The 23,898-nt window shown below is 69.8% G+C and carries 24 protein-coding genes and 1 pseudogene; 9 read left to right on the top strand and 16 right to left on the bottom strand.

Features of this window, described 5'->3' with window-relative positions; all coding sequences use genetic code 11:
- The first annotated feature begins 23 nt into the window (after positions 1-23).
- Entirely contained in the window at positions 24-353 is a 330-nt protein-coding gene (locus ACFYW8_RS19785) for a WhiB family transcriptional regulator (protein WP_365870814.1), read from the top strand.
- 121 nt (positions 354-474) lie between these two features.
- Here ACFYW8_RS19785 and ACFYW8_RS19780 read toward each other — a convergent pair whose 3' ends face one another.
- Complete coding sequence (locus tag ACFYW8_RS19780) at positions 475-1,371, bottom strand: LysR family transcriptional regulator (RefSeq protein ID WP_389076689.1); 897 nt, start codon at positions 1,369-1,371, stop codon at positions 475-477.
- 79 nt (positions 1,372-1,450) lie between these two features.
- Between ACFYW8_RS19780 and ACFYW8_RS19775 the strand changes: the two genes are divergently transcribed.
- The 3 genes from ACFYW8_RS19775 (at position 1,451) to ACFYW8_RS19765 (ending at position 3,908) form a co-directional block, all read left to right on the top strand.
- Positions 1,451-2,119, top strand: coding sequence for an MOSC domain-containing protein (locus ACFYW8_RS19775; RefSeq protein WP_389076686.1), 669 nt, complete (start codon positions 1,451-1,453; stop codon positions 2,117-2,119).
- A 153-nt stretch (positions 2,120-2,272) separates the two neighbouring features.
- On the top strand, positions 2,273-3,046 hold the full coding sequence (locus tag ACFYW8_RS19770; RefSeq protein ID WP_389076681.1) for an SDR family NAD(P)-dependent oxidoreductase: 774 nt from the start codon (positions 2,273-2,275) through the stop codon (positions 3,044-3,046).
- A 154-nt stretch (positions 3,047-3,200) separates the two neighbouring features.
- Entirely contained in the window at positions 3,201-3,908 is a 708-nt protein-coding gene (locus ACFYW8_RS19765; protein ID WP_389076677.1) for an ester cyclase, read from the top strand.
- Between the two features lie 352 nt (positions 3,909-4,260).
- Here the strand turns inward: ACFYW8_RS19765 and ACFYW8_RS19760 are convergent.
- A pseudogene (locus tag ACFYW8_RS19760) lies at positions 4,261-4,464 on the bottom strand (multiprotein-bridging factor 1 family protein); the annotation flags it as partial.
- Positions 4,465-5,379: 915 nt separating this feature from the next.
- Between ACFYW8_RS19760 and ACFYW8_RS19755 the strand changes: the two are divergent.
- The 3 genes from ACFYW8_RS19755 (at position 5,380) to ACFYW8_RS19745 (ending at position 7,103) form a co-directional block, all read left to right on the top strand.
- Positions 5,380-5,709 (top strand): hypothetical protein, encoded by a 330-nt coding sequence (locus ACFYW8_RS19755; RefSeq protein ID WP_389076673.1) that lies wholly within the window; start codon positions 5,380-5,382, stop codon positions 5,707-5,709.
- Between the two features lie 663 nt (positions 5,710-6,372).
- Positions 6,373-6,588, top strand: a complete 216-nt coding sequence (locus tag ACFYW8_RS19750; RefSeq protein ID WP_389076670.1) for a hypothetical protein — start codon at positions 6,373-6,375, stop codon at positions 6,586-6,588.
- Complete coding sequence (locus ACFYW8_RS19745; protein ID WP_389076666.1) at positions 6,579-7,103, top strand: hypothetical protein; 525 nt, start codon at positions 6,579-6,581, stop codon at positions 7,101-7,103. The genes ACFYW8_RS19750 and ACFYW8_RS19745 overlap by 10 nt, the downstream gene beginning before the upstream one ends.
- Before the next feature lie 22 nt (positions 7,104-7,125).
- Here ACFYW8_RS19745 and ACFYW8_RS19740 read toward each other — a convergent pair whose 3' ends face one another.
- Positions 7,126-7,383: a Txe/YoeB family addiction module toxin gene (locus ACFYW8_RS19740; protein WP_389076663.1), complete on the bottom strand. Its 258-nt coding sequence runs from the start codon at positions 7,381-7,383 to the stop codon at positions 7,126-7,128.
- Positions 7,380-7,658, bottom strand: a complete 279-nt coding sequence (locus ACFYW8_RS19735; protein WP_389076658.1) for a type II toxin-antitoxin system Phd/YefM family antitoxin — start codon at positions 7,656-7,658, stop codon at positions 7,380-7,382. Before ACFYW8_RS19735 ends, ACFYW8_RS19740 begins: the two co-directional genes overlap by 4 nt.
- A gap of 273 nt (positions 7,659-7,931) precedes the next feature.
- Here ACFYW8_RS19735 and ACFYW8_RS19730 point away from each other — a divergent pair, with 273 nt between their 5' ends.
- Positions 7,932-8,402 (top strand): ATP-binding protein, encoded by a 471-nt coding sequence (locus ACFYW8_RS19730; RefSeq protein WP_389076655.1) that lies wholly within the window; start codon positions 7,932-7,934, stop codon positions 8,400-8,402.
- Between the two features lie 364 nt (positions 8,403-8,766).
- On the opposite strand, the gene groL is transcribed toward ACFYW8_RS19730, so the two are convergent.
- From groL to ACFYW8_RS19710, 4 genes are all read right to left on the bottom strand, one after another.
- Positions 8,767-10,392, bottom strand: a complete 1,626-nt coding sequence (gene groL, locus ACFYW8_RS19725; RefSeq protein WP_365870825.1) for a chaperonin GroEL — start codon at positions 10,390-10,392, stop codon at positions 8,767-8,769.
- A 154-nt stretch (positions 10,393-10,546) separates the two neighbouring features.
- Positions 10,547-10,855 carry a co-chaperone GroES gene (gene groES, locus ACFYW8_RS19720; RefSeq protein ID WP_261705370.1) on the bottom strand — a complete coding sequence of 103 codons (309 nt, stop codon included), beginning with the start codon at positions 10,853-10,855 and terminating at the stop codon, positions 10,547-10,549.
- Between the two features lie 364 nt (positions 10,856-11,219).
- Positions 11,220-11,972, bottom strand: a complete 753-nt coding sequence (locus ACFYW8_RS19715; RefSeq protein WP_389076648.1) for a polysaccharide deacetylase family protein — start codon at positions 11,970-11,972, stop codon at positions 11,220-11,222.
- The gene (locus ACFYW8_RS19710) at positions 11,969-12,940 is read right to left on the bottom strand and encodes a polysaccharide deacetylase family protein (RefSeq protein ID WP_389076643.1); all 972 of its coding nucleotides are present in this window, start codon (positions 12,938-12,940) and stop codon (positions 11,969-11,971) included. Before ACFYW8_RS19710 ends, ACFYW8_RS19715 begins: the two co-directional genes overlap by 4 nt.
- A 91-nt stretch (positions 12,941-13,031) precedes the next feature.
- Between ACFYW8_RS19710 and ACFYW8_RS19705 the strand changes: the two genes are divergently transcribed.
- Complete coding sequence (locus ACFYW8_RS19705) at positions 13,032-14,225, top strand: methyltransferase domain-containing protein (protein ID WP_389076638.1); 1,194 nt, start codon at positions 13,032-13,034, stop codon at positions 14,223-14,225.
- Here the strand turns inward: ACFYW8_RS19705 and ACFYW8_RS19700 are convergent.
- The 8 genes from ACFYW8_RS19700 to ACFYW8_RS19665 form a co-directional block, all read right to left on the bottom strand.
- Positions 14,203-16,236 carry a cell wall-binding repeat-containing protein gene (locus ACFYW8_RS19700; RefSeq protein WP_389076633.1) on the bottom strand — a complete coding sequence of 678 codons (2,034 nt, stop codon included), beginning with the start codon at positions 16,234-16,236 and terminating at the stop codon, positions 14,203-14,205. The two genes, ACFYW8_RS19705 and ACFYW8_RS19700, sit on opposite strands and share 23 nt — an antisense overlap.
- A gap of 151 nt (positions 16,237-16,387) precedes the next feature.
- Positions 16,388-17,671 carry an RNA polymerase sigma factor gene (locus ACFYW8_RS19695; protein WP_389076628.1) on the bottom strand — a complete coding sequence of 428 codons (1,284 nt, stop codon included), beginning with the start codon at positions 17,669-17,671 and terminating at the stop codon, positions 16,388-16,390.
- Positions 17,672-17,820: 149 nt separating this feature from the next.
- Complete coding sequence (locus ACFYW8_RS19690) at positions 17,821-18,177, bottom strand: YciI family protein (protein WP_355844027.1); 357 nt, start codon at positions 18,175-18,177, stop codon at positions 17,821-17,823.
- Between the two features lie 154 nt (positions 18,178-18,331).
- Positions 18,332-18,916, bottom strand: a complete 585-nt coding sequence (locus tag ACFYW8_RS19685; protein ID WP_389076621.1) for a Uma2 family endonuclease — start codon at positions 18,914-18,916, stop codon at positions 18,332-18,334.
- A 59-nt stretch (positions 18,917-18,975) separates the two neighbouring features.
- Positions 18,976-19,854 carry a hypothetical protein gene (locus ACFYW8_RS19680; protein ID WP_389076617.1) on the bottom strand — a complete coding sequence of 293 codons (879 nt, stop codon included), beginning with the start codon at positions 19,852-19,854 and terminating at the stop codon, positions 18,976-18,978.
- Between the two features lie 261 nt (positions 19,855-20,115).
- A complete protein-coding gene (locus ACFYW8_RS19675; RefSeq protein ID WP_389076613.1) occupies positions 20,116-21,165 on the bottom strand; it encodes an LCP family protein in 1,050 nt (349 codons plus the stop codon).
- Positions 21,166-21,282: 117 nt separating this feature from the next.
- Positions 21,283-22,650: an endo-1,4-beta-xylanase gene (locus ACFYW8_RS19670; RefSeq protein WP_389076609.1), complete on the bottom strand. Its 1,368-nt coding sequence runs from the start codon at positions 22,648-22,650 to the stop codon at positions 21,283-21,285.
- 147 nt (positions 22,651-22,797) lie between these two features.
- Complete coding sequence (locus tag ACFYW8_RS19665) at positions 22,798-23,877, bottom strand: LacI family DNA-binding transcriptional regulator (protein ID WP_389076605.1); 1,080 nt, start codon at positions 23,875-23,877, stop codon at positions 22,798-22,800.
- Positions 23,878-23,898 lie beyond the last annotated feature (21 nt).

Below are 23,898 nucleotides of genomic sequence, written 5' to 3'. Positions count from 1 at the left end.
GAACGGCAACAAGGGGACACGCAATGGCAGATTTCTCCCGCCTTCCCGGTCCGAACGCGGACCTCTGGGACTGGCAGCTCCTCGCGGCCTGCCGCGGGGTCGACAGCTCGCTCTTCTTCCACCCGGAGGGCGAGCGCGGTGCGGCACGGAGCGCTCGCGAGAACTCGGCCAAAGAGGTCTGCATGAGATGCCCGGTACGCGCGGAGTGCGCGGCGCACGCGTTGGCGGTGCGCGAACCGTACGGCGTGTGGGGCGGACTGACCGAGGACGAGCGCGAAGAACTCATGGGACGGGCACGCAACCGACTGGTCTCGGCATCGGCCACCGGAAACGCTTCCGCTTCGAACGCCTGAAGGAACGTTTCCGCCTTAGAAGTACGCAAGACCCCACGTGGGCGGTGCGTACGCGGGGCGATGTCTGCGGCGCGCCGTGCCGGACGTTGCGTAGCGCGGGACGTCGCGTGCAGGGATACCGCTAGCGGGCCGCTGCCTGTGCCAGCCGGTCAAGTGTCGCGGCCACCGCCGGCACCTCGGCCAGGTCCGGGAGGGTGAGGGCGACGATCTCGCGGCGCACCGCGGGCTCCACCGTGACGGTGCGCGCCCCCTTCGGGCGGACGGACTCGATCGCGAGTTCCGGCAGGACTGCGACGCCGAGTCCCGCGCCCACCAGCCCGACCACCGCCGGATAGTCGTCGGTGGCGAAGTCGATACGGGGCTCGAAGCCGGCGCCACGGCACACCTCGACGAGCTGGCCGCGGCAGCGCGGGCAGCCCGCGATCCACGACTCATCGGCGAACTCGCCGATCGCGACGGACTCCGCGCGCGCGAGCGGGTGCCGCTCGGGCACCAGGCCGACAAGACGGTCCAGCAGCAGGGGCCGTACGACGAGGTCGTCCCACTCCTCGACGCCCGGAGCGCCCTCGTAGCGGAACGCGAGCGCTATGTCGCAGTCCCCGGCCCGGAGCTTCTCGACGGACTCCGGCGGTTCGGCCTCCTCCAGGGAGACACGCGTGCCGGGGTGAGCGGCGCGCAGCGCGGCGAGCGCCGTGGGAACGAGGGTGGAGCTGCCGCTGGGGAAGGACACCAGACGGACGCGGCCCGCGCGCAGACCGGCGATCGCGGCGACCTCCTCCTCGGCGGCGGTGAGGCCGGCCAGGATGCTCGTGGCGTGCTTGACGAGGGCCTCACCTGCCTGGGTGAGGCGCATCTCGCGGCCCGTCCGGACGAGCAGGGGCGTGCCGACGGACGACTCCAGGGCCTTCATCTGCTGGCTGACGGCGGGCTGGGTGCAGCCCAGTTCGCGGCCCGCCGCCGAGAAGGATCCGGTGGTGGCGACGGCGCGCAGGACACGGAGATGACGAGCCTCGATCACCTTTCGAGCATAAGCGCATCTTGGATGGGGCGGCGAATATCGCGTCGACGCTTTGGGGGGTATCGCCTAGCTTGGTGTCATGAAGCTCTTGTCGCTGAACCTGGGCCGGGCGCGGGCCGTCGAGTACACGGACCAGCCGGAGGGCGTGACCGGCATCGACAAGCGACCGGTCGACGGGCCGGTACGCGTGACGGCTCCGGGACCCAAGGGGGTCGGCGGGAGCGGGCTCGCCGGGGACGCGGTGTGCCATCTGCGGCATCACGGCGGTGACGACCAGGCCGTGTACGCGGTCGCGCGCGAGGACCTCGACGACTGGGAGCGCGAGCTCGGCCGGACACTGCCGAACGGCGTGTTCGGCGAGAACCTCACGACACTGGGACTCGACGTGTCCGGCGCGCTGATCGGCGAGCGCTGGCGGATAGGGTCCGACGTCGTCCTGGAGATCACCTCCGGGCGCGTACCCTGCCGCACCTTCCAGGAGCACCTCGGGGAGAAGGGCTGGGTGAAGCGGTTCACGAACCGGGGCGCGCCGGGCGCGTATCTGCGGGTGATCGAGTCCGGCGAGATCCGCTCCGGGGACCCGGTCGAGATCGTGCACCGGCCAGGTCACGATGTCACCGTCGCCATCCAGTTCCGCGCCTCGACGACCGAACGGGAGCTGCTGCCGAGGCTGTTGGCGGCGGGCGACGCGCTGCACGCGGAGTCGCGGGCGACGACACGGGAGTACGTGGCGAAGCACGGCGGGTAGGAGCGGTCCCGGCGGACATCTCCAGGGGTGTCATGGGGGATCCGTGAGGTGTCCGCGCCGCGGGAAGCCGGGGTGCGGAGAACACGTGGAGCCCGGTCGGGCGTTGGGCGGCACCGCGCGGCGGGGTCCCCGGCCGGTCACTAACCTTGCGCCATGACAACGGCTCTGATTACGGGATCGACCGCGGGAATCGGTGCCGCCTTCGCGCGGCGGCTGGCGGCGGACGGGCACAACCTCGTGCTGGTGGCGCGTGATACGAAGCGGCTGCGGGAGCAGGCGACCGAGCTGCACGACCGGCACGGCATCGAGGCGGAGGTGCTGACGGCCGACCTGGCGACGGACGAGGGCATCGAAGAGGTGGCCGCCCGTCTCTCCGACCGCAGGAGCCCGGTCGACCTGCTGGTCAACAACGCCGGCTTCGGCAACAAGGGCCGCTATCTGGACGTATCGATGGCGGACGAGCTGAAGATGCTCAAGGTGCACTGCGAGGCGGTGCTCCGGCTGACGTCGGCGGCGGCCGAGGCGATGCGGGAGCGCGGCCGGGGCGGCGTCGTCAACGTCGCGTCGGTGGCCGCGTTCGTGCCGCGGGGTACGTACGGGGCGTCGAAGGCGTGGGTCGTGCAGTTCACGCAGGGCGCGGCGAAGGATCTCGCGGGCAGCGGCGTACGGCTGATGGCGCTGGCTCCCGGCTTCGTGCGCACCGAGTTCCACGAGCGGGCCGGCATGGGCACGGACAACATCCCGAACTGGATGTGGCTCGACGCCGACAAGCTGGTCGCGGCCGCGCTCGCCGATCTGGCGCGCGGAAGAACCCTGTCCATCCCGGATCCGCGCTACAAGGTGCTGATGGGCGTGGTGAAGGTGACCCCGCGGTCGCTGCTGGGCGGGATCTCGTCGAAGACCGGGCGGAAGTACGGGCCCCAGTGAAGCGCGGCCCCCGGCAGGGGTGATCACGTGGGGCGCGCGGATCGCGGGACGGATGCTCGCGATGACCGTGCGGTGGGTACCGCCACCCCTCCGGTGGGATGATTGGTAGTGATTCGACCGATTCGACCGGACCAGGGGAGCCGGAGGCGGCGGCATGACTTTCGTACAGCTGATTGACTGCAAAACCAGTCGGTTCGACGAGATGAACCAGCTGATGGACACATGGGTCGAGAAGACCAAGGGGACACGGACCGCGACGCACAGCGTCATCGGCAAGGACCGCTCCGACGCGAACCACTTCGTGGAGATCGTGGAGTTCCCGTCGTACGAAGAGGCGATGCGGAACTCGAAGCTTCCGGAGACCGAGACGATCTTCCAGGAGATGGTGGCGCTCTGCGACGGGGTTCCGACGTTCACGGACCTGGACGTGGTGCGGGACGAGCAGCTCTACGCGGCGAACATCCGCGCGTTCTTCGAGATGGCGGCGGCCCCGGGTGAGCTGCCGCCGCTCAACGGACTGATGGCGGAGAGCTATCACGACCACGATCCTTCCCGTGATCAGGACGCCATCGGGCTCGACGCGGTGCGGCGCGTGATCGAGATGTGGCGCGGCGCCTTCGACATGGCGTTCACGATCGAGGACCAGATCACGGAGGGGGACCGCGTCTGCACGCGGTGGACCTGGAACGGCACGCACACGGGCGACTTCATGGGGATCCCGGCGTCCGGGAAGCAGGCCTCCATGACCGGCGCGACCATCTTCCGGTGCGGGGAGGACGGAAAGATCGTCGAGGGCTGGTGGCAGTACGACCGGCTGGGTCTGATGGCCGGGCTCGGCGCGCTGGACGCGCTGGAGGGCTGATCCAACGGCTTCCACGGACCCCCACCAGGAGCGAAGCCTCCGACCCCGGACGCCGGGACCGGAGGCCTCTCCAGGTGTTCGGCTCGCATCCGCAGCCACAGCGGCTGCCGCATATCCCCGCCTCGGCACTCGTGCGATGTGTTGATCGCCGTGCCCGGCGGGCTCTGTCTGTCGGCATCAACCGCGCGCGGCCATCCGCAGGAACAGAGTCCATTGGTCGGCTGACCAAGTGCACGTCGTAGGCGTGCAACTCGGCTGCCTCGGCCTCGTAGCTCACGAACTTCCGGAAGAACCCCGGATACCGAGCCCTGGCCACCTCCTCCTTCATGGCCGCCGGCACCCCCCGAGCCCCCACCGCTCGATCCACCGCATCGATCAGCTCGGGCTTCGGAATCCGCCACCCCTGCTCCACCGCCGCGATCTGCGCCTCGCCGTACCCGACCCGCTCCCCCAACTGCGCCTGGGTGAGCCCGGCCAGCTCCCGCAACAACTTCACCTGGCGCCCGAAGCACCGCAGGAACTCGACGTCCGAGCCCGGTTCCGCACCCGCGTCCATCCCGCTCGCCCCTGCCGCCGCCACGCTCTGTAGCCGCAGGCTAGGACGACCCTGCGTCAACCAAGCGCGCAACCAGGCAAGTTGATTCGTGTGAGTGAAAGCCCCCACGAAAGCTTTCTTCACTCAATGTGCCTTTCCAAACACTTTCCGTGCTGTACCGTCAGCAAAAAATACGGCCCCCGCAACGGCTGGAACCGTTCGCGAGGGCCTGAACCACCAGTGGAAAGCGACTCCACCCGTGATTTACAGGCACCATATCGCGCCCCCGCGCGCCTTCACCCAGTTCTCCCACGAGCTCATCCGGCACCCCCGCCTGTCCTCCGACGCGGTCCGCCTCCTGACCTGGCAGCTCTCCCTTCCCGAGGGAGCGCGCGAGCCTCTCTCGCGCACCGCCGAACGCGCCCGTATCGAAGCAACCGCCTTCACCCGCGCCAAGCGCCAGCTGAAGGACGAGGGCTTCGTGCACGAACGGCGCCTGCAAGGTCCCGGTGGCCAGTGGGCCACCCAACAGCTCGTCTCCAGTGTGCCGTTGAGCCCCGCCGAGGCCGCCAAGCTCCTCGCCCGGATTCCCGTGGGCGTCGGCACCACCACCGAGCGGGTGTCGCCGCAGGTGGTACCGAGTCCCCGTTTCCCGACCGTCGGCGAACCGACCACCCCGCCCACCGACGGTCATCCCAACAAACACCCTGGAGAGAACACCTCCCGCCGACCCCCCGAACCCCCAGGCAACCGGATCCGGAGACAGAACCGGAGCTGGAACCGAAACCGAAACCGGAGACACCCCAAGCACCCCTGGCACCCCAGACCCCTACGACCGCCCCCAGCCCGCACACCCCCGAACTCCTCGAAGCCGCCCGCGCCCTCGCCGCCGCCTACCCCCTGCTCTCCCCCGACCTCCGCCACATCCCCCGCGCCATGCACCCGGAGTTGACGGACCTCACCGCCCGCTGGCTCGCCGCCGGGCACCCGCCCAGCGCCATCCGCACCCACATCCTCCGCGGCCTCCCCGACGACGGCACCCCCGTCCACCGCCCCGGCGGCCTGCTGCGCCACCTGCTCCGGGACGTACCCCCACTCGCGCCCGTCCCGCACAGCACGCCTCCACGCGACCCGGAACAGCCGCCCCCCACCGTCGGCCTGTCCTCACGACTGGCCGCCCTGCGCGAGTGCGAGGGTCATCACGTGCAGGCGACCCTGTTCCGGCCGGTCCGCGACGAGACGTTCTGCCCGCGCTGCACCGGCTGAATGCGCTTCAACCCACCGTCGCGCACCCTCGGCAGCTGCCTGGAGTGCCACAACCGCACGCCCGCGTCGCGCCGAGAGCGGCCCGCAGACACGCCTCGGCCTTCGCCTTCACGGCCGCACCGGCCTCGACCCTGCCCAGCAGGACTACGGACGGCTCGGGATGCCGATCGGCGATCTCCGCGACGCAGTTCGGCCGAAAGCCGCATGCCCGGGTGGTGGTCGGGTCTCATCGAACCTCGACACCCTGTCGGCTATATGGGCTTAGCGGGTCTCGATTCACACCAATTAAAAATGCAATCCCGCACCCATATAGCGGAGATGCGTGTGGCTGAAAATCGCCGACTTCGTTCCGACAGTCCGCAAGGAAGTCGGCAAATTAGAAAAATGCTACACACCACGGATCGAAGAGGGCGTACCGAGCGCTCTCGGCGACGGATTTTCCTGGCGGGCATGATCTTGTACGCCGGAACCCTTTCCGTAATCTTGGAGCTGATCTAGACTCCCGATGTTCGCAAGGCGTGGGGGCGCGCGATTTGGACGTTTTGAATCCAGATCTTCCTTGCGGCTGCCGGGCGTTGGCTGCTCGGCGGATGGGGGGAATGCAGGCCGACGTCATTATTCGGTGCATTCGCGACCGCACTCCGAGCCCATGAGGAATTTCTTGTGCAGTACGTCAGCAGCTACACCCGGTACATGGGAGTCCGGCTGGAGGACAACTACACCGCCACCGCCGACACCGAGGACTTCGGCGCCTACTCCCAGTACGCCGGCCCCGTCTACCAGAACAAGGGTTACTGCGGCCGGGCCTACTCCTACATGGAGGAACCGAGCGGCAACGTTGTCGTCGACAATCTCCTTGCCGTCGGTACATGCGACTGACACCGCCGATGCACCTTCGACCCCGCAGATCCGTCCGCGTCCGAGCCTGCGCCGTCCTCGCCCTGGCGCTCCTGACGGGAGCGTGCAGCGCAGGAGGCGAGGACAGCGGGATTCCCGGCGTCCCGCACCCGGTGACGGAACCCGCACAGCCCAGTGCGACATCCGCCCCGGCCACGTCCGCCGCGCCACCGGAGGAGCCGGAACCCACGCCTTCGTTCTCGCAGAACGGAAAGACCAGGGTTCTGTACTACGGCGACGTGAAAGTGGACGCCACTCCGGTGGACGACGGCGTCCTCACGACGGTCACGGTCCACAACGACACGGACAAGGCCGTCAATTACAGCGTCGAGGTCAGTGTCGGCAACGATGTCGACTGGGTCGCCTCCAGCACGTTCCGCATCTCGGGCGTGCCCGCCCACGGCGTCAAAAGCCAGGCCTCCACCGTCGGCGGCACACACCTGGGACCCATTCCGCAGCAGCCGAAGATCTTCGTCGACCGACTGGAAACCTACTGAAAAGTGCGGGCAGGGCTTCATCTCAGTAGTGGTATCGAGCCTTGATGATCACGATTTCCTTCTCGGTGGCCCGGTAGACCAGCCGGTGCTCGTCGTCGATCCGGCGTGACCAGTAACCCGACAGGTCACCTTTCAGCGGTTCGGGCTTGCCGATCCCCGTAAAAGGGTCGCGCTGGATCTCCCCGGTCAGGCGGACCAGCTTGCCGAACAGCTTCTTGTCGGCGGACTGCCAGTAGAGGAGGTCCTCCCATCCGGTGGGACGGAACCGTACGTCCCTCACTCCCCGTCCTCCGCCAGGACCGTCAGTTCGTCCAGGGTCCTGGTGATCAGCGGTGTCTCGGCGGCCTTGTCCTCGGCGACGGCTGCCATGAGGCGGGCGGCGTTGACAGGACTGCGGAGCAGGTAGATGGTCTCCTGCCAGGAGCGGAAGTCGTCAGCCGACATCAGTATGGCGTTGCCGCCTTTGGACGTGATCTCGACCGGCTCGTGATCGTCGTTGACCTGCTGGATGAGCGGGAACAGTCTGGCTCGGGCCTCGCTGGCGGTGATGGCCATGGACTCGTCCTCCCAAGGAGTGGTACAGAACCACGGTACCACTCGACCGGTACAAGGATCCGGTACCAGTCCGGAGAGCCCGACGTGTACCCGGCCGATGCCGACGCCCGGTGCCTCCCCGGAGTCGGACACCCCCCTCATCACATCAGCGGCTGCCGCCATCCGCACGAACGCGGCCGGACCCGCCACGCAGCGCCGCCTCACCCCTACAGATGCCCTCTGTAGGGGCGTCATACCTGGTCAGAGCCTCCCCAGAGGCGCGATCTTCGAGTCATGACCGCCTTCGTCCTCCGCTTCAGCGCCACCCCTCGGGGCGCCCGCTTGGCCCGCCGTCTCGCCTCCCACCAGATGGATCTCTGGGGCTGGGCCTACGGCAGCCCGCTGCACGACACCGTGGAGCTGATCGTCGCCGAGCTGGCCGCGAACGCCGTCACCCACAGCCGGGTCCCCGGCCGTGACGCCGAGCTGCGGCTCAGCCGGGACGACGGCACGGGGCACGTCCGCGTGGAGGTCACCGACGTACGCGGGGAGCGGCTGCCGGTTCAGGAGCCACTCCTGGACGGCCGACCGCTCACGGACGGCGGGCGTGGCCTGGCCATCGTGGCGGCGCTGGCCGAGAACTGGGGCGTCGCTCCCCGGCCCGGCACACCGGCCGCGCCCGGCAAAGTCGTGTGGGCGGTGCTCTCCGTGGCCCCGAAGGGCCGTCCGGCCCGGACCGGCACCCGGGCCGGACGCACACCGTGACTACTTCACGAACCTGCCGTTGCCACGACGACACCCGGTCTGCTGTTGATCGCGTCCGGCGCCCACTTCACGATGGAGACGTCGACCGTAATCGCACCGGCCCCGGTCACGTCCTCTGTCACGTCGAGCACCTCGCCGGTTCGCAGGGTGAGGCTCTTGACCGTCGATCGATTCAGGCCTCGGCCGCTGCGGACGTCGGGAACAACCGCCTCGACTCCAGCCGCCCGCCCGGTGTACATCCGCCCGCTCAAACAGCACGTCGCCCCGCCGCAAGCGGCGGGGCGACGTGCTGTCGGGCCCGATTCAGCAGACAACATCCCCGGTGAGAGACGTCAGTGCCGGCTCATGACCCACTGGTGTGTACTCAGTGGGAGTGCCCGTGGCCGCCGTGACCGGCGTCGCCCTCGTCCTCGGCCGGCTTCTCGACGACCAGGGTCTCGGTCGTGAGGAGCAGGGAGGCGATGGAGGCGGCGTTCTCCAGGGCGGAGCGGGTGACCTTGACCGGGTCGATGACGCCGGCCTTGACCAGGTCGCCGTACTCACCGGTGGCGGCGTTGAAGCCCTGGCCCTTGTCGAGCTCGGCGACCTTCGAGGTGATGACGTAACCCTCAAGGCCGGAGTTCTCGGCGATCCAGCGCAGCGGCTCGACGGCGGCCTTGCGGACGACCGCGACACCCGTGGCCTCGTCGCCGGTCTTGCCGAGGTTGCCCTCGAGGACCTTCACGGCGTGGACGAGCGCGGAGCCACCACCGGAGACGATGCCCTCCTCGACCGCGGCGCGGGTCGCGGAGATGGCGTCCTCCAGACGGTGCTTCTTCTCCTTGAGCTCCACCTCGGTGGCGGCGCCGACCTTGATCACGCACACGCCGCCGGCCAGCTTCGCGAGGCGCTCCTGGAGCTTCTCGCGGTCCCAGTCGGAGTCGGTGTTCTCGATCTCGGCCTTGATCTGGTTGACGCGGCCGAGGACCTCGTCGGAGCTGCCGCCACCGTCGACGATCGTGGTGTCGTCCTTGGTGACGGTCACGCGGCGGGCGCTGCCCAGCACGTCCAGGCCGACCTGGTCGAGCTTGAGGCCGACCTCCTCGGCGATGACCTGACCACCGGTGAGGGTGGCGATGTCGCCGAGCATGGCCTTGCGGCGGTCACCGAAGCCGGGGGCCTTCACGGCGACGGCGTTGAACGTGCCGCGGATCTTGTTCACGACCAGGGTCGACAGGGCCTCGCCCTCGACGTCCTCGGCGATGATCAGCAGCGGCTTGGAGGCGTTCGACTGGATGACCTTCTCCAGCAGCGGCAGCAGGTCCTGGATGGAGCTGATCTTGCCCTGGTGGATGAGGATGTACGGGTCGTCGAGGACGGCCTCCATACGCTCCTGGTCGGACACCATGTACGGGGACAGGTAGCCCTTGTCGAAGGCCATGCCCTCGGTGAAGTCCAGCTCCAGACCGAAGGTGTTGGACTCCTCGACGGTGATGACACCGTCCTTGCCGACCTTGTCCATCGCCTCGGCGATGAGCTCGCCGACCTGGCTGTCCTGGGCGGAGAGCCCGGCCACGGCGGCGATGTCGGACTTGTCGTCGATCGGGCGGGCCGTCGCGAGGAGCTCCTCGGAGACGGCCTTGACCGCGGCGTCGATGCCCTTCTTCAGGAGGGCGGGCGACGCGCCGGCGGCGACGTTGCGCAGGCCCTCGCGGACGAGCGCCTGGGCCAGCACGGTGGCGGTGGTCGTACCGTCACCCGCGATGTCGTTGGTCTTGGTCGCCACCTCCTTCACCAGCTGCGCGCCGAGGTTCTCGAACGGGTCGTCGAGCTCGACCTCGCGGGCGATGGTCACGCCGTCGTTGGTGATGGTGGGGGCGCCGAACTTCTTGTCGATGACGACGTTGCGGCCCTTGGGGCCGATCGTCACCTTCACCGTGTCGGCAAGCTTGTTGACGCCGCGCTCAAGGGCGCGACGGGCGTCCTCGTCGAACTTCAGGATCTTCGCCATGGGAGCGGTTCAGCCCTCTCGGAAAACTTGGGAGAAACGAACGGCGCCCCCAGCGCCCGGTTCATATAGGTAGCGGGGGCCAGGGGCGCAGTTCACTGCAATGCTTGGTGCGGGGTTGTCCGGGGACTGACCCCGAACTCCCTTACCAGGTGAATTACTTCTCGATGATCGCGAGCACGTCGCGGGCCGAGAGGACGAGGTACTCCTCGCCGTTGTACTTCACCTCGGTGCCGCCGTACTTGCTGTAGAGCACGACGTCGCCGACGGTGACGTCGAGCGGAAGACGGTTACCGTCCTCGAAGCGACCCGGACCCACGGCAAGGACGACGCCCTCCTGGGGCTTCTCCTTGGCCGTGTCCGGGATGACCAGGCCAGAGGCCGTGGTCTGCTCGGCGTCGAGCGGCTGGACCACAATGCGGTCCTCGAGCGGCTTGATGGCAACCTTGGAGCTGGTGGTCGTCACGATCCGACCTCCCCCTTCGGAGATCTCACGGGGTTAACTGTCTGAGGTGGCGACCAGGTGGATCCGTCGTCGCGGGTGCCGGACCTGCCTGTCGCTATTGGCACTCTCCAGGGGGGAGTGCCAGACCTGAGACTATGACTGCGATTAGCACTCGGTCAAGCGGAGTGCCAAAGGCGTGGGCGTGGCGTGGCCCGAACGGCGCCGGACGGCACCGAACGGCGGCCCCCTGGAGGTGGCTCTCCGGCCGCGCCGGAAGGCGGGCTCCTGAACGTCGCGCTCCAGCCGCACCGAACGGTGACCCCCTGAAAGTCGCCCGCCGGCCGAACGGCGGGTTCCTGGAGGTGGCTCTCCAGCCGCCTCCTGGTCAGAGGTAGTTCTCCAGCCGCGCCGGAGTGAAGCCCTCCCGCTGGATCCGGCGGAGCAGCCGGAGCGTGGCGTCCGTGAGATTCGGTTCGCCGAAGCCGGTGAGGATGTCGCCCGGCCGGAGCCGGTGCGCGTCGGCCGCCCGGCCGAGGACGATCGCGGCGACCCCGCAGTCGGCGGCGGCGCGCAGGGTGGTCTCGTCGAACCTGCCGTACGGGGGCCGCAGCAGCCGGGGCCGGACACCGAAGCGCCGTCTGAGCTTGTCCTGCTGTCCGCAGATCTCGGCACGCTGACCGGCGTAGGGCAGACCCCGCAGGGACGCGTGGTCGAGAGTGTGGTTCTGGACGCTCGCGCCGACCGCGCGCAGCCGGGCGAAGTGCCCGTATCCCGGCCCGACGACGCTGTCCGTGAGGAACATGCTGACCGGCAGCCGCAGTTCGCGGACCATGTCGACGAACCGGGGATCGCGCTCCGCCCCGTCGTCGTACGTCAGGAAGACCACCTTGTCGCGGGTGCGCACCTGGTCCACGACGGGCGGGAGTCCCGGACCCGCGGTGCGCGCGGCGGTCCGGGCGGCCACCTTCGGCGCCGGGGAGAGCGGGGCGGCCAGACCCCAGCGGCGGTACGCCGACTCCTGTGGACGCACCCCCTGGGCCGCCTTCTTGCCGAGTCGCTCGATGGGGTCGACGGACTGCGCGCAGCCGCTGAGCAGTGCCGCCACGAGCAGCCCGGCGGCCGGCACCCGCAGCCTCACAGGTAGTCCTCCAGGCGTGCGACCGCGTACCCCTTGGCGGTGACCGTCCTCAGGAATCGGCGGACCATGTCGGGCATGGTGCCCTTCCATTCCTCGCGGCCCTGGAAATGGGTGAGGACGATGTCGCCGGGGTGCAGGTCCTGGTCCTCCTCGCGGTACTCCCAGTGGTCGACGAAGACCTCCTCGTTCCAGATGGGCGCGTACTTGATGCCGCAGGACTTCGCGGCGCGCAGGGTGTCCTGGTCGTAGTTGCCGTACGGCGGGCGGAAGACGGTCGGGCGCCTGCCGAACTGCTTCTCCATCACGTCCTGCATGCCGCAGATCTCGTGCTTCTGGCGCGCGTAGGAGAGTGCGGGCATGTAGGGGTGGTGCAGCGTGTGGTTGTCGAGCGTGATGCCGCGGTCGCGCATCTTCCGGAAGTACCCGTAGTCGTCCTTGACGAGGTAGTCGCTGAGGAAGGCGGTGTACGGGATCCTCAGGTCGCTCATCATCCGCAGGAACGCGGGGTCCTTCTCCTCGCCGTCGTCGACGGTGAGGAAGACGACCTTGTCCTTGGTGGGGACGGTCGTGAAGACGGGCGGCAGCCCCAGCTCCTCCTGGTCGTCCACCTCGAAGCCCTCGCGGGCCTCGATGACCGGCTTCCTGGCGGGCGGCGCCGGGGGTGCCAGCGGCACCTCGGCCAGCCCCCAGCGCCTGGCGACAGCGGCGCTGCGGGCCTGCGTCGAGCGGAGCCGGGAGGCGTACGCGGCGAGGGCGCGGGCGGCGGGCTCCCCGAGTCCGGCCCGCGGCCCGTGGGCGGGCCCGGCGGCGCCCAGCCCGCCGTGAACCGGTTCGGCGGTGTCGGCACCCGCGCCCGCGCCGGTCCCGGCACAGCCGGAGAGGAGGAGGGCGAGGGCGAGCACGCCCACCCCCCAGCGCACACCGGCCCCGTTTGCGCCGTTTTTATCATTTTGTCGTACGGGTCGCATGGAGCCGGATCCTCCCAGGTCACGGCCCCGGCGAAGGCCCCGACACCGCCGCCGGAAGCACACCGTCCACCGACTGGCCCACAATGGCCGGGTGAACGACGTCTCCTTCGCCCCCCTCCTCACCGACGAGGGCCGCGCCCTGCTCGACGAGGTCCGCGCCACCGAACCGGCACAGGAACTGGCCGTCGCCACCCGGCTGCGCCGCGAGCACCCCGCCGAACTGGTCTCGGCGGCCCTCGGACAGGCACGGCTGCGGCAGCGGGCGGCGGCGAAGTTCGGAGCCGAGGACGCCGGACGCATGTTCTTCACCCCCAACGGGGTCGAGCAGTCCACCCGGACCACCGTGGCGGCGCACCGCGCCGAGCGGCTGCGCGCGCTGGGGGTCCGCTCCGTCGCCGACCTCTGCTGCGGCATCGGCGGCGACGCCATCGCGCTGGCCCGCGCCGGGATCCGCGTCCTCGCCGTCGACCGCGATCCGCTGACGGCCGCCGCCGCCCGCGCGAACGCCGACGCGCTGGGACTCGCGGACCTGATCGAGGTGCGCGAGACGGATGTGACACAGGTGGACACCGCGTCGTACGACGCGGTCTTCGTGGACCCGGCGCGCCGGGGTGGCCGGGGCCGGATCTTCGACCCGGAGGCGTACTCGCCGCCACTGTCCTGGGCCGTCGGGGCGGCCCTGCGGGCTCCGATCGCCGCGCTGAAGATCGCCCCCGGCATCCCGCACGAGGCGATCCCCGCCGAGGCGGAGGCCGAGTGGATCTCGGACGGCGGCGACGTGAAGGAGGCGGTGCTGTGGTTCGGCACCGAACCGGGCCTGGTGCGCGCCACCCTGCTGCCCGGCCCCCGCGAGCTGCGCGGACGCGGACTGCCGGATCCGGCGGTGCGAGCGGTAGGACGCTATCTGTACGAGCCGGACGGCGCCGTCATCCGCGCACACCTGGTCGCCGAGGTGGCCGAGGACCTGGACGGCGGGCTGGTCGACGAGACGATCGCCTACGTCACCGCGGACGAACTGCGCCCGACACCGTACGCCGCCGCCTACGAGATCACCGATCAACTGCACTTCAACATGAAGAAGTTGAAGGCGCTGCTCCGGGAGCGGGAGGTCGGCGTCCTGACCGTGAAGAAGCGCGGGTCGGCCGTCGAGCCGGAGGAGCTGCGCCGGAAGGTGAAGCCGCACGGCCCACGGTCCGCGACGGTCTTCCTGACCCGGGTGGCGGGTGCCCCGACCATGCTCGTCGGGGCACCCGCGCAACCGCCTACTGGTGGTGGACCGTCTTGAGGGGGGACAGGTCCGGCTCGTCGACGGACCGCGGCTCCGATCCGGTCCGCGCCGCCGGAGCACCCACGGGCGATCCGGCCGAGGAGTACGAACTCGCCATCGGCGCAACGCCGTTGTAGTACGCCTTGTACGTCCACTGGGTGCTGCTCGCGCTGATCGCCGCGCCCGCGGAGTTCAGCGCCGCCGTCGACACCGAGCCGGTGCCGCCGAACGCGGCCACGGTGTTGATGTTCGCGGCGCCGTTGACCAGGTAGGACTTGGTCTCGGCGGAGAGGCCGGCGACGTCCGTCCACAGCAGCGGGCCGAACACGTTCATCGCCGCCGCGGCCGAGGTGCCACCGAGCCAGCTGTCGGTGGAGGCCAGGGCCACGCTGCCCGGACCGCCCCACCAGAAGCGGGCGAGGGCGGCCGCGGTGCCCGCGTTGGTGCTCGCCGTGACCGGGTAATAGGAGTACGAAGCGGGCCAGTTGGAGAACCCGGTGTGCGTCAGCGCGTACTTGGCCGAACCGCCGACCGTGATCATTTCGGTGTCACGCGGGTCGAGGCTGTTGAGGTACGACTTCACGGACGGGCTCAGCGTGTTGCCCTCGTTGAGCACGACGACGGCCTTGCCGTTCGTCCCGTCCGCGCCCGCGGCCGACGCGGCGGCGAGCGCCGAGTGGTAGTCGGTGCCGGTCGCGATGAAGACGTAGTCCGGCGTGCTGGTGATCGACTTGGCGACGGCGACCGAGGTCGAGTAGCGGGAGGTGCCCGCCAGCCGCTTCGGCACGAAACCGAGCGCGGAGACCTTCGAGGAGACGGAGCCGCTGAGGACCGACGTGCCGCCGACGAGGTAGACGCTCGCGCCCCGCTTGAGGGTCCGCTTGAGCTCGTTCTGGACGGACGTCGACAGCGAGGTGCCCGGGGTCAGCAGGACCGGGCCGTGCTTCTTGCCCGCGAGGGCGGGGGCCGTCAGCGCGTACGGCTGGCTGCTCTGGGAGACCAGCACGGCGGACGAGGCGTTCATCAGACCCGGCTCGCTCTTGCCGACCGTGTTCCAGGTCCAGCGGGACGCGGCGATGTTGCTGCCGTAGACGTCGGCGCCCCAGACGCGGGCGAGGGTGTTCTTGCGCAGCGGCTGCCAGGCCAAAGACCCCCTGACCGCGGTGGGCCCGTCGTAGATGACCTTCTCGGTCCCCGTGGCGAGGTCGAGGACGCGGTCCTCCCAGTCCATCGAGGCCTTCACGACGTCGTACGCCAGCCGCGTCCCGTCCGGCGACCAGGCGGGGTTGTAGACGTTGCCGGTCTCGTCGGGGAGCCGGCGCGTCACGCCGGTACCGTCGGCGTTGGCGGTGTAGAGCTTCCCGGCCGAGACGTACGCGATCTTCGTACCGTCCGGGGAGAGGGACGGGTCGGTGACCTTGCCCGCCACCAGCTGCTTGAAGGAGCCGTTCGCACCGTCGTACAGCCACACGGCGCCGTAGCGGATGTCGCCGCTGCACGTGCTGCCCGAGCGGATGAACACCAGCTTGCCGCCCACGGATCCACTGGGCTGGGTGTCGCAGCCCTCCTGCGCGGTGGCGAAGAGGTGCCTCTGGTACGTGGAGCCGTCGGACGCCGCGGACTGCAGCCTGCCGTTGAGGGAGAAGACCACGGAACGGCCGCTGTACCAGAAGGTCGGATCGGCGGCGAGGATCGTGTTGTCCGTTTTGACCGGGAGCTCCACGGGGCCCTTGAAGTCGTAGCGGACTACGTTGACGCGGCCGGTCCGGGTGTTGACGTAGGCCATCCGGCTGCCGTCCGGCGACCAGGACGGCTGGTCGGCGCTGTCGAGCCGTTCGACGGGCGGCGCGGATCCGTCCACGCTCATCGTCGAGATCGTCTCTTCCATGACCCCGGTGAGCATGCCGTCGGTCGCGGGCCACCCGGCGACGTCGGCCGACGCGCCCGGTGCCAGCGCGATCGCGGTGCCGGCGGCCAGGGCCGTCACCGCGGTGAGCGCCACGAGTCTGTGGCGCGCGGAGATTTTCATGGGTGTACCCCCAGGTAGGCGCGATGGGCTGCCGGGCCACGCCTCGCGGGGGCCTACGGGGTGAACGGAGAGCGTCATTCCCGTGTACGGCAGCGGCGCCACTGTAAGCCCTTGCTGATCACGTTGGGAACGGTGTTACCGAACGGGAACTTCACGAAGTCCGCAGCTCACGGGCCCGTGCCGTCAGCAGCTCGCGCTCCCGTTCGTTGCGCGCCAGCGCCGCCGCCCGCTCGAACTCCGCCCGCGCCTGCGCCGTACGTCCCAGCCGCGCGAGCAGGTCACCGCGCACGCTGGGCAGCAAGTGGTAGTCGCGCAGGGCGGGTTCGCCGGCGAGGGCATCGACGATCTCCAGGGCGGGGCCGGGTCCGTCGGCCATGGAGACGGCCACCGCGCGGTTCAGTTCGACGACCGGGGAGGGGGTGCGGGCCGCCAGCAGGCCGTACAGGGTGGCGATCCGCCGCCAGTCCGTGTCCTCGTAGGTGTGGGCCTGCGCGTGGCAGGCGGCGATGGCGGCCTGGAGGGCGTACGGCCCCGGGCTGCCGGTGGCGACGGCGTTGGCACGGCCGAGGGCGGTGAAGCCCCGCCGGATCAGCATGCGGTTCCAGCGGCGGCGGTTCTGGTCCTTGAGGAGGACGGGTTCGCCATCGGGCCCGGTGCGGGCGGCCGCCCGGGACTCCTGGAGCTCCAGCAGCGCGGTCAGACCGTGCACCTCGGGTTCCTTGGGCATCAGCTCGGCGAGCACCCGGGCCAGCCGGAGCGCGTCCTCGCACAGCGCCGGACGGAGCAGGTCGTCGCCGGCCGTGGCCGCGTACCCCTCGTTGAAAATGAGGTAGATGACCTCCAGTACGGACCCGAGCCGGGCTTCGCGGTCAGGGCCGTACGGAACCTCGAAGGCGACCCCCTTCGTCGCCAGCGTCCGCTTGGCCCGCACGATGCGCTGGGCGATCGTCGCCTCCGGGACGAGGAAGGCGCGGGCGGTCTCGGACGTCGTCAGGCCGCCGAGGAGCCGCAGGGTCAGCGCGATGCGGGCCTCGGCGGACAGGACGGGGTGACAGGCGGTGAAGACCAGCCGGAGCAGGTCGTCGTCGATGTCGTCCGGATCGGCGGGTTCGTCGACGTGGTGCGGCGCCGACAGCGACAGGTCCCGCCCGACCTCCGCCAGCTTGCGCGCGTAGCGCTCCCGGCGGCGGACGAGGTCGATCGCCCGGTGCTTGGCCGTGGCCGTCAGCCAGGCGCCCGGGTTGTCCGGCACACCGTCCCGCGGCCACTGCTCCAGCGCCGCGACCAGGGCGTCCTGGGCGAGTTCCTCGGCGATGCCGACGTCACGGACGATCCGGGCGACGCCCGCGATGATGCGGGGGGACTCGATACGGAAGATGGTCTCGACGGCCGTGTCGACGCCGCCGGCGGGGGTTCGGCCGGGCTGCTGTTCCACAGCACCATCAGACACCCGCGGCGGCGTCGGACCAAGGAGACCGCTCACGTCGAGGGACCACTCGGTCCATGGGACCACTACGTCCATGGGGGCCGAGCGGTCCATGTGGGCCGAGCGGTCCATGTGGGCCGAGCGGTCCGAGGAGAGCCTCAGCCCCCGGCGATCTCCCGCACCTCGCAGGTGACCGTCCAGAACTCCTCGTGCGTCTTCAGGAAGCGCTTGGTCCACTCCACGGCCTCGGCCATGTCCTTGCACTGCATGATCGCGTAGCCACCGACGACCTCCTTGGACTCGGTGAAGGGCCCGTCGGTGACGGACAGCTGCCCACCCGACCAGTGGACGCGCTTGCCCTGCGCGGTGGGCGTCAGGCCGTCGGTCTCCAGCATGACCCCCGCCTTGGTGATCTCCTCGATGAGCTCGCCCATCCGCTGCATCAGCTCGGGGCTGGGACCCTCGGCGGGCGCGGTGCTCTCGTCGATCTGGACGAGCGAAAGGTAGCGGGGCATGGTGACTCCTCGTGTCTGTGTTGCCTCGGAGGCGGGGCTTCTCCCTGCCTCTCACCCGTGCGTCGAACGGGAGACACCTGTTTCGACACGGTCCCCGGATTTCTTTGATTTCTTTCTTCGGGCGGGCCCGGACGGATCAATCGGGGGAGTCGGGTCAGTCGGCGAAGTCCTTGAGCTCAGCGGTCTCCAGGGTGAAACCGACGGGATCCGGCAGTTCGACGGCTGTACCGTATGGACGGGTCGTGATGCAGCGGTACCGACCGCCCTCGGGCTCTGCGTGGACAATCACGCTGCCCGCCTGCCTGTCGATCAGGACATAGACGGGGATGCCCGCGGCGGCGTAACCGTCCGGCTTGTCGATGTGGTCCCGCCGAACAGCGTCCCCGTCGTGCGAAGTGACCTCGACCGCCATCAGGACACCGTCCGGATCCGCCCACTCACGCGTCCCGACGAAGTGCCGACGGGGTGCCAGGACGCCGTCCGCCTTCGCCCGTCCGTTGCGGTACTCCTCGACCTTCAGGCCCTGCTCTCCGTACAGCCAGAGATCGGGCCGGTGCTGCATACAGACCTGCTGAAGCCAGGCGATGACCTCATTGTGGTTACCGTCCGGCACGGGCTTGACCACGACCTTTCCGTTGATGAACTCCAGCCGCACCAGCTCAGGCGCGTTGCGGGCGAGTTCTTCGAACTCCTCGACGAGCATCTGGGGCCGGTCGGCTGTGCTGGGACTGCGGGTCATGGCGTCGCCTCCTCCCCTCCATCCTGCCCCGGTCACGGGCGGACCGTGCTGCAAGGTCGTCATGTGCCTGCTCCCTTCTCCGCTTTCTCCGTGGTCTTCTCCGTGCGGGTCCCGGTACGCAGAGCGGCGCGCAGCCGTCCGACATGGGCCCGCACTTCATGAGCCGCGAGGGCGGGCCGCCCGCCCCGGCACACCCCGCACAAGCCGCCCCGCAGCTCGACACCGTCCCCGCCCGGCTCCCCGCACGCCGTGCACACCACTTCGTAACGGGGCGCCGGTGGCTGCGGCTCGGGCGGCGGGGGCAGCTTGGCGCGAAGCCGGGCGCGTACGAAGCCGTACGCGTGCGCCACGGGCTCGGGGAGCCCCGCCGTCAGCGCCTGGACGAGCTGTGGCTCACCCGCGCCCCGCGCGAACCACTCGGCGGCCGCCTCCTCCAGCGCCGCGCACTCCCCCGCCGACAGCGTCAGCCGGGCGTCGATCCGGCCGAGCCGGGCCAGCACGCCGTACGCCGTCGAGCGCGCCGCCTGCGCCGGGGGCCGCTCGGTCACGGGCGCCTCCCCGGCGAGGAAGGAATTCCACCAGGCGTCGTCGTGAGCGGTGCGCGAGAAGAAGGTGTGCCAGACCCAGCGGGGGCAGCCGTCGACGGTGACCGGGCGGCGTACGCGGCGCAAATGGCCTGCCGCGGAGAGGTTGTTGAGGGCGGTGGAGAGGGCGCACTGGCCGTACGGGAGGTGCTTGGCGAGGGTCTTGATGGAGAGGTCCGACTCGTCGGCGAGCCGGTCGATGTACGTCGCGATCGACGCCTCGCGGGTGGGCAGATGTACGAAGTCCCGACCCGTCCGTGGGGTTTGGTCGGGCGCCGATCGTTTTCCGTACCCCGGATTGGCGAGGGGATGGGCGGACGGGCGCAGGGCAGCACTAGGCTGAGTGACAGCCATGGATCGACTCTCTTTCGATCTGCTTGGTCAGACCCCCGCGTGGTGCTCCAACACCCACGGGGGTCGATGCTTTCGCGGCGCACGCTACACGTCCGCCACGCTCCGCCGCGACCTGATCACGAAAAGTCATATCCCCTGGCCCGGACGCCACTTCGGCCGCCGGCAAGGGAGGGTGGGTGGGTTGAACCTCCCACCCATTCCATACAAAAGAGGCTCGAATCCCGAACCCCGAAGCTCAAGTCCCGAGGACCTTCTCCTCGTTCATTTGAGCGAGGCCCACAGATCGCTCGCCTCCGGCTCGTTCGCGATCACCCGGTTGTGGTCCGAGGGGGCCGTCACCACCGGCATCATCACCGTCGTGACCTCGTCGGAGGAGAGGGACTTGAGGCTCTGGCCGAGCTTCGTCAACTCGCCGAGCGAGTCCAGCCCGGTGTCCGTCGTCAGGCTGCCGGTCACCGCGTTCGCCACGTTGTAGAGCTTGACCGGTTCGGTGAGCAGGCCGGCCGACGAGATCTGCGCCAGCAGGGCTTTGACGAGCTTCTGCTGGAGACCTATGCGGCCCAGGTCGCTGCCGTCGCCTATGCCGTGCCGGGTGCGGGCGAGGGCGAGGGCCTGCGTGCCGTCGAGGTGGTGCTCGCCCGCGGCGAGGTGCAGATGGCTCTTGTCGTCGTCGATGTCGTCGTCCGTGGTGACCGTGACACCGCCGAGCGCGTCCACGAGGGTCGCGAAGCCGGAGAAGTCGATCTCGATGTAGTGGTCCATACGGACATCGGTCAGGGACTCGACCGTCTTCACCGCGCAGACCGGACCGCCGATCGAATAGGCGCTGTTGAACATCGCGTCGTACGCCACCGCCGTGGTCCCCCCGGAGGAGGTGTGGCAGGCCGGCCGGGTCACCAGGGTGTCCCGGGGGATGCTCACCACGGTCGCCCGGGTGCGTCCGGCGTCGATGTGCACGACCATCGCCGTGTCGGAACGCGCACCGGAGCTGTCACCCCCGCCGAGCTTCGCGTTCGCCTTGCCGCTGCGCGAGTCGGAGCCGAGGACCAGGATGTTGAGGGCGCCGCTGGGCAGCGGGGAGGCGGATGCCGGGGACGAGGGTGTCGACACGGCCTTCACCGGGCGGTCGTCGCCGAGGGCACTGTCGATGTCGACGCTCTTGATGTTCCGGTTCAGATGCCAGTAGGCCCAGCCCGCCGTGCCGATGCCCAGCACCAGCACTCCCGCCAGGGTGAGGCCGACGGCCTTCAGTACCCGCGACCGTCGGCCCACCGGCCCGACCCCGTCCCCGCCCTCTTTGTGTCCCGTCACGAGGAGGAACGTAAGTCCGAAATATTACGAGCGGAGGTTCGATGTGACGTTTCTTCGAAAACTCTCACGCTTCTCAGAACGACCTCACACCGGCCCCCGTACAACCCCGGCCCGACCTCAGCCCAGCGTCACTGTCGGCACCGGATTGCTGCCGCTCCAGGAGGAGTTGAACCCGAAGGTCACCGAACCGCCGTCCGGAACGGTCCCGTTGTAGGAGACGTTGGCACAACTCACCGCCGTGCCGGTCTGCGTGCAGGTCGCGTTCCAGGTCTGGGTGATCCGCTGGCCCGCTCCGTACGTCCAGTTCACCTTCCACGAAGCCAGCGCCGCCCCGGAGCACGCGATGCGCACCTGCCCCGTGAACCCGGTGTTCCACTGGCTCTGGACGCTGTACGTCGCCGTGCACGCGCCCGTGGGCGGCGGTGTCGAGGTTCCGCCGCCGAGCGAGGTCGCGATGGCGTAGTACGCCGGTTTGGGAGCGTAGTTCTCGTCGTACGGTGTCGCCGCGCCGTAGCCCGAGAAGACGTCCGGGATCCAGGAGTCGGAGTCGGTGAAGCCCCAGACGGTCACGCCGTAGCAACGGGTCACCGCGACGCAGGCGTCGAACACCGCCTTGTAGTCGGCGGCCTGCTGCGCCAATTTGGTGCTGTCGGAGGGGAGTTGCATCCGGATGTCCAGCTCCGTGATCGCGACGTCGACACCGAGGTCGGCGAAGCGCTGGATGTTCTGCTGGAGGGTGCCGGGAACCTGGCCGAGGATGAGGTGGGCCTGGAGGCCGACGCCGTCGATCGGGACGCCGCGAGCCTTGAGGGACTTGACCAGGTTGTAGAGGGCGGTGCTCTTCGCGTTGACGCCCTCGACGTTGTAGTCGTTGATGTAGAGCTTGGCGCTCGGGTCGGCGGCGTGCGCCCAGGTCAGCGCCTGGGCGATGTAGTCGGCGCCGAGGCCGTTGTACCAGAGGGTCGAGCGATAGGTGCCGTCCTCGTTGAAGGGCTCGTTGACCACGTCCCAGGCGGCCAACTTGCCTTTGTAGCGGGTGACTTCGGTGGTGATGTGGTCCTGGAGCAGACCGCTCAGCTCGGCGGTCGTCCAGGTGCCGTTCGTCAGCCAGCTCGGGTTCTGGCTGTGCCAGACGAGGGTGTGGCCGCGCACCTGCTGGTTGTGGGCCTGCGCGAACGCGACGATCTGGTCGGCCTCGGACCAGTTGAAGCTGCCCCGGGTGGGCTCGACGGTGCCCCACTTCATGGCGTTGCCCGGCGTCAGCGAGTTGAACTGGGCCCCGGCGAGGTCGCCGTACGTCCCCGTCAGCTTGGAGCCGGTGACGGCGGTGCCGATGGCCTTTCCCTTGGCGGCGGCGAGATCGCGCAGCGGGGTGTCGGCTGCGTGCGCCGTCGTGCCGGCCGCGAGCAGGGCGCCCACGGTCACGACTCCGGCCAACAGCGCGGCGACGCGACGGCGTAAGGGGCGGGTTCTGGAGGTTCTCATGGCGGGTGCCTCCGAAAGTTTCGGTCGTACAACCGATTGACTTCGCAGGAGTGTGGAGGCGGATGCCCCACCCGTCAACATGGTCCCTGAGCCAACTTCGAGCCGATCCGGCCACCTTCACCCCATGCCGAACTGCGGCCACACCGCTCACGCCGGAGGCGCCCCCGTGCTGCTGCGGACGACCAGGCTCGTCGCCAGTTCCATCCGCGTTCCGGCCGACGGCCGTTCCTGACGGCCCAGTTCGAGCACCAGCTTCGCCGCCGCCTCGGCCATCTCCGTCAGCGGCTGCCGTACGGTCGTCAGGGGCGGCCCCACCCAGCGCGCCACCGGCAGATCGTCGAAGCCGACGACGCTGAGGTCCTCGGGAACGCGCAGCCCCAGCTCGCGGGCCGCCTCGTAGAGGCCGAGCGCCTGGAGGTCGTTCCCGGCGAAGACGGCCGTGGGCCGGTCGGGCCCGCGCAGGAGGTCGAGCCCGGCCCGGTAGCCGCTGTCGTGATGGAAGTTGCCGGGGCGGATCAGGGCGGGGTCGACGGGCAGCCCGGCCGTCTCCAGCGCGGCCCGGTAGCCGTCGACCCGGGCGCGGCTGCACATCATCCGCGAGGGCCCGGTGATCGCGCCGATGCGGGTGTGGCCGAGTTCGATCAGATGGCGTGTGGCCGCGAGCCCGCCGTGCCAGTTGGTGGCGCCGATGGACGGCACGTCGTCGCCCGGGTCACCGGCCGGGTCCATCACGACGAACGGGACGGATCTGCTGGTCAGCAGCGCCCGCCCGGACTCGTCGAGCCCGGACAGCACGAGGATCACCCCGTACGGGCGGCGCGCCGCGACCTGGTCGGCCCAGGTGCGGCCGGGGCTCAGCCGGCCGGCGCTCTCGGACAGCACCACGCTCAGCCCCTCGTCCCGGGCGACGTTCTCGACCCCGCGTATGACCTCCATCGCCCAGGCGCTCTCCAGCTCGTGGAAGACCAGGTCGATGAGGGGCGACCTGGTCGCCTCGGCCCTGCGCCGCCGGTATCCGTAGTCGCGCAGCAGTTCCTCGACGCGGGTGCGGGTCGCCGGGGCGACGTCGGCGCGGCCGTTGAGCACCTTCGAAACAGTCGGAGCCGACACTCCGGCCTCGCGGGCGATCTCGGCGAGCGTCGCGGTCCTGGTGGACCGCGCGCTCGACCGCTTCGACCCGTTCTCGCTGGTGGCCGGTGACGGATTCGACGCGTTCGCGGGAGTCATGCGCCGGATCGTAGCCGCGCC

It is taken from the genome of Streptomyces sp. NPDC002742 (assembly GCF_042888885.1).
Lineage (GTDB): Bacteria > Actinomycetota > Actinomycetes > Streptomycetales > Streptomycetaceae > Streptomyces.
This window is presented reverse-complemented; position numbering and strand designations above follow the sequence as displayed.

What these genes read in the sequence shown, in the direction of transcription:
- ACFYW8_RS19785 (WP_365870814.1), top strand. Translation starts at nt 24, where the DNA reads ATGGCAGATTTCTCCCGCCTTCCCGGTCCGAACGCGGACCTCTGGGAC.
- ACFYW8_RS19775 (WP_389076686.1), top strand. Translation starts at nt 1,451, where the DNA reads ATGAAGCTCTTGTCGCTGAACCTGGGCCGGGCGCGGGCCGTCGAGTAC.
- ACFYW8_RS19770 (WP_389076681.1), top strand. Translation starts at nt 2,273, where the DNA reads ATGACAACGGCTCTGATTACGGGATCGACCGCGGGAATCGGTGCCGCC.
- ACFYW8_RS19765 (WP_389076677.1), top strand. Translation starts at nt 3,201, where the DNA reads ATGACTTTCGTACAGCTGATTGACTGCAAAACCAGTCGGTTCGACGAG.
- ACFYW8_RS19755 (WP_389076673.1), top strand. Translation starts at nt 5,380, where the DNA reads ATGCACCCGGAGTTGACGGACCTCACCGCCCGCTGGCTCGCCGCCGGG.
- ACFYW8_RS19745 (WP_389076666.1), top strand. Translation starts at nt 6,579, where the DNA reads ATGCGACTGACACCGCCGATGCACCTTCGACCCCGCAGATCCGTCCGC.
- ACFYW8_RS19735 (WP_389076658.1), bottom strand. Translation starts at nt 7,658, where the DNA reads ATGGCCATCACCGCCAGCGAGGCCCGAGCCAGACTGTTCCCGCTCATC.
- ACFYW8_RS19730 (WP_389076655.1), top strand. Translation starts at nt 7,932, where the DNA reads ATGACCGCCTTCGTCCTCCGCTTCAGCGCCACCCCTCGGGGCGCCCGC.
- groL (WP_365870825.1), bottom strand. Translation starts at nt 10,392, where the DNA reads ATGGCGAAGATCCTGAAGTTCGACGAGGACGCCCGTCGCGCCCTTGAG.
- ACFYW8_RS19710 (WP_389076643.1), bottom strand. Translation starts at nt 12,940, where the DNA reads ATGCGACCCGTACGACAAAATGATAAAAACGGCGCAAACGGGGCCGGT.
- ACFYW8_RS19700 (WP_389076633.1), bottom strand. Translation starts at nt 16,236, where the DNA reads ATGAAAATCTCCGCGCGCCACAGACTCGTGGCGCTCACCGCGGTGACG.
- ACFYW8_RS19690 (WP_355844027.1), bottom strand. Translation starts at nt 18,177, where the DNA reads ATGCCCCGCTACCTTTCGCTCGTCCAGATCGACGAGAGCACCGCGCCC.
- ACFYW8_RS19685 (WP_389076621.1), bottom strand. Translation starts at nt 18,916, where the DNA reads ATGACCCGCAGTCCCAGCACAGCCGACCGGCCCCAGATGCTCGTCGAG.
- ACFYW8_RS19680 (WP_389076617.1), bottom strand. Translation starts at nt 19,854, where the DNA reads ATGGCTGTCACTCAGCCTAGTGCTGCCCTGCGCCCGTCCGCCCATCCC.
- ACFYW8_RS19670 (WP_389076609.1), bottom strand. Translation starts at nt 22,650, where the DNA reads ATGAGAACCTCCAGAACCCGCCCCTTACGCCGTCGCGTCGCCGCGCTG.
- ACFYW8_RS19665 (WP_389076605.1), bottom strand. Translation starts at nt 23,877, where the DNA reads ATGACTCCCGCGAACGCGTCGAATCCGTCACCGGCCACCAGCGAGAAC.